This is a genomic window from Caulobacter sp. AVps18 (genome assembly GCF_058681425.1).
This window is the reverse complement of sequence record NZ_CM178737.1, coordinates 3,925,604-3,936,896: the sequence shown is the minus strand read 5'-3', so window position 1 is coordinate 3,936,896 and position 11,293 is coordinate 3,925,604. Positions and strand designations below refer to the sequence as shown.

The 11,293-nt window shown below is 64.2% G+C and carries 12 protein-coding genes and 1 tRNA gene; 9 read left to right on the top strand and 4 right to left on the bottom strand.

Going from position 1 to position 11,293, the window contains the following annotated elements; translation table 11 throughout:
- The first annotated feature begins 43 nt into the window (after positions 1-43).
- Together ACW179_RS17815 and ACW179_RS17810 are read left to right on the top strand one after the other, a co-directional pair.
- Positions 44-538 carry a DUF805 domain-containing protein gene (locus ACW179_RS17815; RefSeq protein ID WP_492060790.1) on the top strand — a complete coding sequence of 165 codons (495 nt, stop codon included), beginning with the start codon at positions 44-46 and terminating at the stop codon, positions 536-538.
- Positions 539-618: 80 nt separating this feature from the next.
- Complete coding sequence (locus tag ACW179_RS17810) at positions 619-1,023, top strand: DUF805 domain-containing protein (protein ID WP_492060789.1); 405 nt, start codon at positions 619-621, stop codon at positions 1,021-1,023.
- A 3-nt stretch (positions 1,024-1,026) separates the two neighbouring features.
- Here ACW179_RS17810 and lipB read toward each other — a convergent pair whose 3' ends face one another.
- Positions 1,027-1,752, bottom strand: coding sequence for a lipoyl(octanoyl) transferase LipB (gene lipB / locus ACW179_RS17805; RefSeq protein WP_492060788.1), 726 nt, complete (start codon positions 1,750-1,752; stop codon positions 1,027-1,029).
- Between the two features lie 71 nt (positions 1,753-1,823).
- Between lipB and ACW179_RS17800 the strand changes: the two genes are divergently transcribed.
- The 6 genes from ACW179_RS17800 (at position 1,824) to ACW179_RS17775 (ending at position 6,917) form a co-directional block, all read left to right on the top strand.
- The gene (locus ACW179_RS17800; protein WP_004619996.1) at positions 1,824-2,075 is read left to right on the top strand and encodes a FliM/FliN family flagellar motor switch protein; all 252 of its coding nucleotides are present in this window, start codon (positions 1,824-1,826) and stop codon (positions 2,073-2,075) included.
- A gap of 42 nt (positions 2,076-2,117) precedes the next feature.
- The gene (locus ACW179_RS17795; RefSeq protein ID WP_492060787.1) at positions 2,118-2,513 is read left to right on the top strand and encodes a hypothetical protein; all 396 of its coding nucleotides are present in this window, start codon (positions 2,118-2,120) and stop codon (positions 2,511-2,513) included.
- Positions 2,514-2,603: 90 nt separating this feature from the next.
- Positions 2,604-2,690 (top strand) — tRNA-Leu (locus ACW179_RS17790).
- A gap of 149 nt (positions 2,691-2,839) precedes the next feature.
- A complete protein-coding gene (gene mgtE, locus ACW179_RS17785) occupies positions 2,840-4,294 on the top strand; it encodes a magnesium transporter (protein WP_492060786.1) in 1,455 nt (484 codons plus the stop codon).
- A 102-nt stretch (positions 4,295-4,396) separates the two neighbouring features.
- Positions 4,397-5,683 carry a lysozyme-family localization factor SpmX gene (gene spmX / locus ACW179_RS17780; protein WP_492060785.1) on the top strand — a complete coding sequence of 429 codons (1,287 nt, stop codon included), beginning with the start codon at positions 4,397-4,399 and terminating at the stop codon, positions 5,681-5,683.
- Positions 5,684-5,762: 79 nt separating this feature from the next.
- Entirely contained in the window at positions 5,763-6,917 is a 1,155-nt protein-coding gene (locus ACW179_RS17775) for an isovaleryl-CoA dehydrogenase (protein WP_492060784.1), read from the top strand.
- 99 nt (positions 6,918-7,016) lie between these two features.
- Here ACW179_RS17775 and ACW179_RS17770 read toward each other — a convergent pair whose 3' ends face one another.
- The 3 genes from ACW179_RS17770 to ACW179_RS17760 form a co-directional block, all read right to left on the bottom strand.
- A complete protein-coding gene (locus ACW179_RS17770) occupies positions 7,017-7,103 on the bottom strand; it encodes a hypothetical protein (protein ID WP_492064346.1) in 87 nt (28 codons plus the stop codon).
- Positions 7,104-7,197: 94 nt separating this feature from the next.
- Positions 7,198-7,362, bottom strand: a complete 165-nt coding sequence (locus tag ACW179_RS17765) for a hypothetical protein (RefSeq protein WP_492060783.1) — start codon at positions 7,360-7,362, stop codon at positions 7,198-7,200.
- 377 nt (positions 7,363-7,739) lie between these two features.
- The gene (locus ACW179_RS17760) at positions 7,740-9,521 is read right to left on the bottom strand and encodes a patatin-like phospholipase family protein (RefSeq protein WP_492060782.1); all 1,782 of its coding nucleotides are present in this window, start codon (positions 9,519-9,521) and stop codon (positions 7,740-7,742) included.
- Positions 9,522-9,688: 167 nt separating this feature from the next.
- Here ACW179_RS17760 and ACW179_RS17755 point away from each other — a divergent pair, with 167 nt between their 5' ends.
- On the top strand, positions 9,689-11,281 hold the full coding sequence (locus ACW179_RS17755; protein WP_492060781.1) for a carboxyl transferase domain-containing protein: 1,593 nt from the start codon (positions 9,689-9,691) through the stop codon (positions 11,279-11,281).
- The last annotated feature ends 12 nt before the right edge of the window (positions 11,282-11,293 follow it).

Below are 11,293 nucleotides of genomic sequence, written 5' to 3'. Positions count from 1 at the left end.
ACCAGGGCTTGAAGTCCGTGGCCAGTCTTGCCTAGGGTGACCCATGGCCAAGAAATCTTCCCACCTGCTCGTCGATGGCTTGTTCAGCATGGACGGCCGGTTCAGGCGCTCCGAATACTGGTTGATCAATATCGGCCTGGGTGTCGTGAAGGCCGTACTGACCTTCGTTCTGGCCACGGTGTTGTCGGGTCTGGAGATGGGAGGGGTCGAGGCCGCGCAGGCCCTGGTCTCGTTGATCTTCCTGTGGCCCACGACTGCGATCTTCGTGAAGCGCGGACATGACCGAAACCGGCCGGCGCTCTACTCGATCAGCCTGATCATGGCGATGTTCATTCTCAGCATGGTCATGGTTCTGTTCGCGAACGAGGAAGACAGCATCTGGATGATCGGCGCGGTGTTGCTGATCGTGGTGGTGGCGATCTACACGCTCATCGACTACGGATTTCTGGAGGGCACCAAGGGCCGCAACCGCTACGGCCTGTCACCCAAAGGCCTGATCGGGCCGGAAGATCGCCAGGTCGCTGACGTTTTTGCCTGACCTGTAGCGTTTGCGAGGCTTCCTTCGCGGCGCGCAGGTGCCTAGGTTGGCGAGACGACTCGCAGGAGCTTTCGGAGCGCATGAACGGTCAAAGTGAATGGGCGGAGCTTTTCCTGTCGTCCAACGGGCGTCTGTCGCGGACTCCGTTTCTGATCGCCGCCGCCGTACTGATCGGTGTGGCTACGGTCTATGAGGCGATCGCCAATCACACGCTGCACCTGCTGACCGGCTGGTTCGTCTATCCGCCGCTGATGTTCTCGGGCGTTTGCCTGCTGTCCAAGCGCCTTCATGACCGGGGGCGCTCGGGCTGGTGGGCGGCGCTGATCCTGGCGGCGATCATCGCAGTCTGGCCTCAACCCGAGCACTTTCTGGATTTCGTGTTCTCGCTGGTCATCCTGTGGGCCATCGTCGAACTGGGCGTGATGGGCGGAGAGCAGGGCGCCAACCGCTATGGCCCGCCGCCGCTGAAGGCGGTTTCGATTTAGGCTTCAGACCGGCGCCGCCACATCTTCCACCGGCCCGAACATCCGCTGGAAACTGGCTTTCAACGCTGCATCAGCCTCATCCATCGTCACCGGCAGGCCCAGATCGACCAGGCTGGTGACGCCGTGCTCTGTCTGGCCGCACGGCACGATTCCGGAAAAGTGGGAAAGGTCGGGCTCCACGTTCAAGCTGATGCCGTGAAAGCTGACCCACTTGCGCAGCTTGACACCTATGGCGGCGATCTTGTCTTCGCGCGACCAGCCCGCGCCCTTGCGCTCGACCCAGACCCCGACCCGGCCCTCGCGCATTTCTCCGATCACGTTGAAGGCGGCGAGGGCATCGATGATCCAGGCCTCCAGGGCTGAGACAAAGGTGCGCACGTCGCGGCCGCGCCTTGTCAGGTCCAGCATCACATAGGCGACCCGCTGGCCGGGGCCGTGATAGGTGTACTGGCCGCCCCGGCCGCTCTCGAAGACGGGGAAGCGGTCGGGCTCGATCAGGTCGGCGCCCTTGGCCGAAATGCCCGCCGTATAGAGCGGCGGATGCTCCAGTAGCCAGATCAGCTCGCCCGCCGTGCCCTCGGCTATGGCGGCTGCGCGGGCCTCCATGGCGGCAACGGCTGCCGGGTAGGGGACATAATCGGTCGAAACCGCCCAGCCCACGACCGCGTCGTCCGGGCGCCGGATCGAAGGCAGGCCTTTGTTTTCAAGGTTTAACGGGAGATCAAGCATACGGCCCTATTCTTGCAGTCTCGAACCCGCGACCAAGAATGGTCGAGAGTCGATTTTAGGGGCCTCAGTTCGTGAGCCAGGTCAACGCCGTCAATGTCGAGATCTCAGTTCTTCTGGGACGCTCGATCCTGCCCATGCAGCAATTGCTGCGCATGGGACGCGGCGCGGTGATCCCGCTGGACGCCAAGACCAATGACGAGGTCTGGATCCTGGCCAACAACCACCCCATCGCCCGGGGCGAGATCCAGATCAGCGACGACCGCATCGCCATCCAGGTGACGCGTGCCGCCGACGTCTATGACTACATGGCCGGCGGTGCCTGACGACAGGTTGCCCGCCGCCATTGTGCGGCTAGGCTCACTGTCATGATCAGAGCGCTTTTTCTGGCGATTATCCTCGCTGCAGTTCCCGCTGCCGGGTGGTCTGCAAAGCCAGATCAGTCGGGATTCTACGACAATCTTCGCTATATCGCGGAGGCCGATGACTATGTCGGCATCCGCCTGGATGTGCGTGACGGCCCAAAGCCCTCGGTCGAATTCGAGCTGTGCGAGGGATGGTGCAATGGCTCGGAAGTCTTTCCGGCCAGGATCGACGGAAGCACGATCAGCTTTACCTATCAATCCAGGTGGGTGAGTGAAAACGGTCAGGCTGGCAGCGACCCTGTAGCGGTGTCAGGTCGATTTGTGCGGCGCGGGATTTGGCTGAAAATCGGTGATGCGCCTCCCGAGTTGCTTCGCTTGCGGCGACCCACCAGGCCATAAGACCGATCGCGTCGCCTCATTCGCGGCCGACTCTCAACTCTGCACTTCCCAAACCAGATTCAGTTTGCTACCAGCCGCCCCTCACCACGTGCGGTCGTGGCGGAATTGGTAGACGCGCAGCGTTGAGGTCGCTGTGCCCGAAAGGGCGTGGAAGTTCGAGTCTTCTCGACCGCACCAGGTGAGACCTACTAGAGCGTGCTTGGCGAAATCGGTTTCCGACTCGCTGGGCGCGCTCTAATCGTTTCTGGGCTTGGCTTTCGTAGCGCAAGCCAGCTCCCGTCACGCGGAACACGCGCCGCGAATCCACGCCAGCTCAGGAGGCCCCCATGACCCGGGACATTGCCGAACTGAACGACGAGGCGCTGGACGATATCGCATTTCCCAAGGCCGCCACGCCCGAGGATCTCGAAGACCTCGCCCTGGGCGATGACTACGCGCTCAATCCTGAATATGTCGAGATGGTCGTCGACGCCGCTGACAGCGGCAATACCGAGCGCCTGCGCGAACTGGTGGGTGCGCTGGAGCCCGCCGACGTCGCCGACCTGATGGGGTTTCTCTCGGCGGCCTATCGCGAAGAGGTGATTCCGCTTCTCGACCCCGAGGCGCTGGGCGAGATCATCGCCGAGCTGGAGGACAATATCCGCGAGGAGGTGCTCGAGGCCACCTCGTCGGTGACCCTGGCCCGCGCGCTGGAAGAACTGGATACCGACGACGCCGCCGACGTCATCGACGACCTAGACGACACCCGGCGCTTCCAGGTGCTGGCCGCCATGGACGAGACCGACCGGGCCGCCATCGAGACGACTCTCTCCTATGAGGACGAGACCGCCGGCCGCCTGATGCAGCGGGAATTCCTGGCCGCGCCGGAGTTCTGGAGCGTTGGGCACACGATCGACCATGTGCGCGAGGCCGGCGACTCCCTGCCGGAGCTGTTCTTCGACGTCTATGTGGTCGATCCCACCTACAAGCCTGTCGGTGCCATTCCGATCAGCCTGTTGCTACGCAGTCGCCGCGAGACGCGGTTGTCGGAGTTGATGGAGGCCGTTACCGAAATCCAGGTCGAGATGGGCCAGGAAGAGGTCGCCTATATCTTCGACAAATACCACCTGATCAGTGCGCCGGTCGTTGAGGCGGGCGGCCGGCTGGTAGGCCAGATCACCGTTGACGACATCGTCGAGGTCATCCGCGACGAGGCTCAGGCCGACATCCTCGCTCTGGCCGGTGTGTCTGATGCTGGCCGGGACGCCAGCGTGGTCGACATCGTGCGCGCGCGCCTGCCCTGGCTGATGCTGAACCTCGTTACAGCCACCATCGCCGTCAGCGGCGTAGCGGTGTTTCAGGACGAGATCGCCCAGCTGGTGGCCCTGGCCATCCTGATGCCCATCGTTTCGTCCCTGGGCGGCAATGCCGGCACCCAGACTCTGGCCGTCGCTGTGCGGGCCCTGGCCAGCAAGGAGCTGACCACGGCCAATGCCCGCCGCATCGTGCTGCGCGAGCTGTCGGTGGGGCTGGTCAACGGTCTGTGTCTGGCGCTGGTCATGGGGACCGCCACCTATCTGGTCTTCGGGCCCGAGGAGCAGCACGGCAAGCTGGCGATCATCGTCGGCCTGGCCCTGGTCACCAACATCTTCACCGCTGCGGTCGGGGGCATTCTGGCGCCGCTGGCGCTGGAGAAGATGGGGCGCGACCCGGCCGTCTCCTCCTCGATCTTTGTGACCTTCTTGACTGATTTTACAGGATTTTTTGCCGTTCTGCTGATCGCGGCCCTGCTTCTGCACTGAACCGGCGACTCCCGCGTCAGGGGAGCGCCGCGTACGGCCCCTATCTTGCGAGGAGAGAGGCGAACGCACATGCGTCTGTCTCAAATTGGGTCATTCTCCGCGATGAAACCGCGTCATCAGGTCTCCCGCGCCGCCGTCGATCTCATCAAGAGGTTCGAGGGCTACCGAATGAAGGCCGCTCAGCTGCCCGATGGCCGCTGGACGATCGGCTACGGCCATACCCTGACCGCCCGCAGTGGGGCGAGTGTCTCAGAACAGGACGCTGAAGCTCTCCTGCTCTACGACCTCATCTCTGTGGCCCATGCGGTCAATGAAAACACCTTCACGCCGTTGAATCAGAACCAGTTCGACGCCCTGAGCTGCTTTGCCTTCAATATCGGCGTCGAGAGCTTCAAGCGGTCGGGCGTCCTGCGCCGGATCAATGAGGGCTCGCTGCTGCAGGCCGCCTGCGCGATGGAGATGTGGCGCAAGGCCGATTTCGAGGGGGAGCGCATCGTCATCGACGCCCTGGTGCGCCGCCGCTCGGCGGAAAAGTCGCTGTTCCTCTCGCCGCCCGACGGTGTCTGGGTAGCCGCGCCAAGTCCCATCCTGCGTCCGCGTGTCGACTATGACGCCAGTTGCGCGGTGCCCAGCCAGACCCCGACGTCGGTTACTGCCCGTTTCGAGGGCGACAAGGCCCTGATTGAGCGCGAGGAGGGCGCGCCCTCTGCAGCGATCTCGCCGCTGGACGACAACGGCCCCAGCGCCAGCGAACAGGCTGCCGCCGCGGTCACCGCCCGTCTGGAAGCCATCCTGCCTGACGAGCCTCCGATCCCTGTCCGTCCGGTGGAACCGCGCGACGACCTGATCCTGCCTGAACCGCCCGTGCCGGTCCAGGCACCGCCCCAGGCCGTTGTCTATCAAGCGCCCGCCGCGCCGCCGCCGGCCCCCGAGCCGTCGCTGTTCGAACTGACCCCGGAGCCTGCGCCCACGACGACGCCACAGTCCGTTGTCGAGGCGGCTTCGTTCCCGCCGCCGCCGCCGCTGGCGCGGCCTGTTATGGAGCCTTCGCTGTTTGAAACCAGCGGACGCTCATCCTCGTCAGTGTTTAACCTCGATGGATTTTCGACCAGCGACACCGTGTCGTTGAGCCCCATGGACGTTCCGTTCGTCGAGTCCGAAGCCCCGCGCTTTGGCAATCTCAGCCTGCTGGTCAGCTTGGGCGTATTGGGTCTGGCGATGTTTGGCGGCGGGGTCTTGTGGATCCTCACGGTGGCGTCAGGACCCGGGCTCTCGCAGGTCAAGATGTTTGGCTATGGCGCCAGCATGATCGGCGCGATCTGTTTCGTGGTGGCGGCCTATCTGCTACTGCGCCGCCTGGCCGGTTCGGACGAGCTCGACGAAGACTAGTTTCGCGTCCCCTGTTTTCGACGGCACAAACGCCCGCAGGTCTGCTTGATCTGCGGGCGTTTGTGCTATGGGATGGGGCATGATCACAAATTCCGCACCCTCAATGGACTTCGCCCTGGGCGAGACGGCCGACGCCATTCGCGACACTACGGCCCGCTTCGCCGCTGACAGGATCGCGCCGATCGCGGCCAGGATCGACGAGACCAACGCCTTCCCGCGCGAGCTGTGGGTTCCGATGGGCGACCTGGGCCTGCACGGCATCACCGTCGAGGAAGAGTTCGGTGGCCTGGGCCTGGGCTATCTCGAGCATGTCATTGCGATGGAGGAGATTTCCCGCGCCTCGGCTTCGGTGGGACTGTCGTACGGCGCCCACTCCAACCTCTGCGTCAACCAGATCCGCCGCTGGGGTACGCCGGAGCAAAAGCATCGTTACCTGCCCAAACTGATCAGCGGCGAGCATGTCGGCTCTCTGGCCATGAGCGAAGCCGGTTCGGGATCGGACGTCGTTTCGATGAAGTTGCGGGCCGAGCTGAAGGGCGATCGCTATGTGCTGAACGGCACGAAGTTCTGGATCACCAACGCCCCCCATGCCGACACGCTCGTGGTCTATGCCAAAACCAGTGACCGCGGCATCACCGCCTTTCTGATTGAGAAGGGCATGAAGGGTTTCAGCGTCTCAAAGAAGCTCGACAAGATGGGCATGCGCGGTTCCGACACTGCCGAACTGGTGTTCGAGGACTGCGAGGTCCCTGAAGAGAACGTCATGGGCCCCGTCGGCGGTGGGGTAGGGGTGCTGATGAGCGGGCTGGACTATGAGCGCGCCGTGCTGTCGGCCGGACCGCTGGGCATCATGCAGGCCTGCCTGGACGTGGTTTTGCCCTATGTGCGCGAGCGCAAGCAGTTCGGCCAGGCGATCGGCTCGTTCCAGCTGATGCAGGGCAAGGTGGCTGACATGTATGTCGCGCTGAACTCGGCCCGGGCCTATGTTTATGCCGTGGCGCGAGCCTGCGATGCGGGCAAGACCACACGCTTCGATGCGGCAGGCGCGATCCTGCTGGCCAGCGAGAACGCTGTGCAGACCTGTCTGGAGGCCATTCAGGCCTTGGGCGGCGCTGGCTACACCCGGGAATGGCCGGTCGAACGCTTCCTGCGCGACGCCAAGCTGTACGACATCGGTGCGGGTACCAATGAAATCCGCCGCTTCCTGATCGGCCGCGAGCTGGTCGGCGGCTAGGGACAGGACATGAAAAAGGGCCGCCCCGATCGGGGCGGCCCTTCCATCGTCATGGCCGCTTCGCAGCGGTGTGACTGAACCTCGCGATTCAACGCCGTCTTAGGCGGATACCTCGCGCTTCAGGCTCCAGGTCACGACGTGCGACCGCGGTTGGAGACAATGAGACACTGGATCACCTCCTTTCAGTTGTTGAACAACACCAGGAGACTATGAGCGCCATTTTGTGTCTGTGGAAAGAGGATACTCGCGCGACGGCTTGTCGCGGGCGCGGTGCCTGAAATCAGGACAGCAGCAGCTTGATACCCACGACGACGACAGCCCAGAACAGCATGGTGCCGCCCAGCACCATCGGGCGCAGCAGCGAGAAGCGATGATGTTCGGGCATGAAGCTCGCCGATTTCGACCGGCGGTCCATGACCATGACGAGTTTGGCGGCTTGTTGCATTGTTGGCGTCCTTCCCATGAACCTCATCTACGGAAGCTCTCGACAAAAATATATGGTGAATCGTCAATTCACAAAGGGATTGGGATAAATTTTGCGCGCGACCTTTGCGCAATTTGTCGCACTGGAGAGAAAATGCCAGCCGAGGGTCGAAAGTTGGGAAGGCGCGCTCTCCATCGGTGATTTCGGGGGTATTCTTTTCTCGATCTAATGTTCGGATTTCCCTGTAATTTGACGAAAATGTCAATATCGGGCATTGGAGATGGGGCGAGCGACCCGGTCGTCACTCGCGCGGCGCGATATCTCCGTTCCCGCGAGAAGGGAATTGACTCAATTGTCGAAATTTCGGGCCGCGCCGAGAGGTTCGGCATGGCTTTTCATCATCGTCCGGCAGGCCTGAGGGCCACCCTTGCCCGCTCGATCAGGCTGGGGCGGCGGCGAAGGTCGGTGACGGGGCGGTCCAGGCCATCCAGGGCAATGGCGGCCGCGATCTTGCCGGCGCTGACCGCCGGGGCAAAGGCGCGCCAGTCACGGATATCGACCTTGTCCAGCTTGGGTGTGATCAGAACGTCGGAAGCCTCACGGCTGGCGGCCAGATCGCGCCCGGTCGACACGGTGGCTGCCCGCATCAGCAAGGCCACGATGGGCGGGCCCTTGCGCCACTCACCCGACCAGAGCCATGTCCAAAGCGAGCGCGGGGGCTGGACATCCTCGTCGGTGATGCTGCGCCCCCGGGTGACGTCGACGCCCACGATGGGCCCCAGCTGGAAGGCGCGCATGACATCGGCGGGGAAGTTCTTCATCACCGCACCATCGACCAGCACCGCGCCGTCTTCGCAAACCGGCGGCAGAACCCCGGGCAGCGAGATCGAGGCGCGCAGGGCATTGTGCAAGGGTCCCCTGCGATGCAGGTGATAGGAGCCCGATGTGAGGTTGGATGACACGCAGAAGAACGGCAGCCAAAGGTCGCTGATCTCGATGTTTCCAAAGTGCTCCTCCAAGCGGACGCGCACCTTCTCGCCACGGGTCATGGCGATCATCGGAAAGGCGATATCGTCGACGGGGCTCGACTCGACGAAGGCCTTGCGGATCCGGGCCTCCATCTCGCCGTCGTCCCAGCCCATGGCCAGGCCGGCCGCGATCACCGCGCCCATGGAGGCGCCGCCCACGAAGTCGATGGGAATCCCGCGCTCGCGCATCGCTTCTATGGCCCCGATATGGGCATAGGCCCGCGCGCCGCCGCCTGAAAGAACCAGTCCTACCGACTGGCCGGTCAGCACCCGCGCCAGGCGCTGAACGTCGGCTATGCCATTTTCGCGCAAATGGAACAGACGCGCAGCCTGGGTGGCCTCCATCCAGGCCTCCGAGCCGGTAGGCTGCTTGAGATTGGCCGACTGCAGCAGGATCAGGTCCACCAGCCTCTGGGCCTGCAGCGCGCCCGAGGCATAGGAGGGAATTTCGGCTGGCGGCGCGCGGTCGCCGCGTCCGACCCGGAACAGCCGGTCCACCTGGCGGCCGACCACATGTTTCCAGGCCGTCTCATTGGCCTCGGCGACATAGAGGACGAAGTCGTGGTCGCGCTCGACATGGGTGAACCACTCGGTGGGAGCCAGCAGCGACTCCCCGCCCTCAACCGTCACCAGATAGCCCAGCGCGCTCATGGCCCGGGCCACGCGTTCGATGACTGGCCGGATGGCTTCGCCCGCCTCGACCGCGATAAAGCCGAACACTGACGGATCGCCGATGGCTGCGTGGGTCTGGGCTTGGCGGGCGCGCTGGATCATCAGGCGCGACAGTTCCAGCATCACCGTCGGATCGCTTTCGGCGGCCTCGAAGAAGTCGGCGCGGGGCAGGGCCAGCACCTCGCTGTCGCGCAGGGCCACCAGATTGGCCGAATGCGGGGTGCCGCCGATCAGCGCCATTTCGCCGGCCGGTTCGCCGGGCCGGACTACGCCGAGGAACTGCGGCTCCTGGCCCTCGTCGCGGCGAAAAGCGCCAAGGCGGCCGGTGCGGAGGAAGTAGAGCTGGTCGGCCGTTTCGCCCGGTGCGTAAAGCGTGGCACCGCCAGGCAAAGAGAACCAGGTTGCAACCCCGTCACGGCGCTCCCGGGCGAACAAGCGCGCCAGGGCCGAGTCATCGAAGGCGTCGAGAGGCTTTCCCACAGCGGCGACGCTAGCGTGAATGCCAAGGCTTGACCATCTGGCCCCGATCGGTCCGACTGTCGCGCCTCCCGGGCCCTGGTTCGCGGAGGGATTTTGCGAATTTGTGCAATGCGGTAGGTGAAAACAACCACCTTCCGGGTTGGAATGGAAAAGGCTATGCCTCGCCTATGCCGAAGCTGAACTCCGTTATCGACCCCTCCAGCGAGACCTTCGCTCGCAATGCGGCCCATAATCGCGCCCTGGTCCAGGACCTGCGAGACAAGGTGGCCCGGGCCGCTTTGGGCGGCTCGGAAGCCACGCGCCAGCGTCACGTGGCGCGCGGCAAGCTATTGCCCCGCCAGCGGGTCGAGCGCCTGCTGGATCCTGGCTCGCCGTTCCTGGAGATCGGCCAACTGGCCGCCTGCGACCTCTATGACGGCGAGGCCCCCGGCGCTGGGGTGATCACCGGCATCGGCCGGGTCTCGGGGCGAGAGGTGATGATCGTTGCCAACGACGCCACGGTTAAGGGCGGCGCCTACTATCCGATGACGGTGAAGAAGCATCTGCGCGCCCAGGAGATCGCGGCCCAGAACCGGCTGCCGTGCGTCTATCTGGTCGACAGCGGCGGGGCGAACCTGCCCCACCAGGCCGAGGTGTTCCCCGACCGCGACCATTTCGGCCGCATCTTCTTCAATCAGGCCCGGATGAGCGCGGCGGGCATCGCCCAGATCGCCTGCGTCATGGGCTCGTGCACCGCTGGCGGCGCCTATGTGCCGGCCATGAGCGATGAGACCGTCATCGTCCGCGACCAGGGCACCATCTTCCTGGCCGGCCCGCCGCTGGTGAAGGCGGCAACGGGCGAGGTCATCAGCGCTGAGGAACTGGGCGGAGCCGACACCCACGGCCGTCGCTCGGGCGTCGTCGACCACGTGGCCAATGACGATGAGCACGCGCTGGAGATCGTCCGTTCCATCGTCGCCAACCTCAACACGACCAAGCCGGCCGAAATGGTCGTGGCTGACGCCAAGCCGCCCCGCTTCGACGCCGAGGAGCTGTACGGGATCGTCCCGATCGATGTGCGCGCGCCCTATGACGTGCGCGAGGTCATCGCGCGCATCGTCGACGGCAGCGAGTTCGACGAGTTCAAGGCCCTGTATGGCACGACCCTGGTTTGCGGCTTCGCCCGCATCTGGGGGCAGCCGGTGGCGATCCTGGCCAATAACGGCGTGCTGTTCAGCGAGAGCGCCGTCAAGGGCGCGCACTTCATAGAACTGGCCTGCAAGCGCAAGATTCCATTGGTCTTTCTGCAGAACATCTCGGGTTTTATGGTCGGCGGAAAATACGAGGCCGGCGGCATCGCCAAGGACGGTGCCAAGCTGGTCACGGCGGTCGCCTCGGCCGAGGTGCCCAAATTCACCGTGCTGATCGGTGGCAGCTTCGGGGCCGGCAACTACGGCATGTGCGGCCGCGCCTACAGCCCGCGCTTCCTGTTCACCTGGCCCAATAGCCGCATCTCGGTGATGGGCGGCGAGCAAGCCGCCAGTGTGCTGGCCACTGTCCATCGCGACGCCGCCAAATGGTCCGACGAGGAAGCTGAGGCCTTCAAGGCCCCGATCCGTCAGAAGTACGAGGACGAGGGCAACCCCTATCACGCCACCGCGCGGCTCTGGGACGACGGCATTATTGATCCGGCGCAAACCCGTGACGTGCTGGGTCTGGCTATCTCGGCTAGTTTGAACGCGCCCATACCCGAAACGACCTTTGGCGTGTTCAGGATGTGATCTGGAGGATCC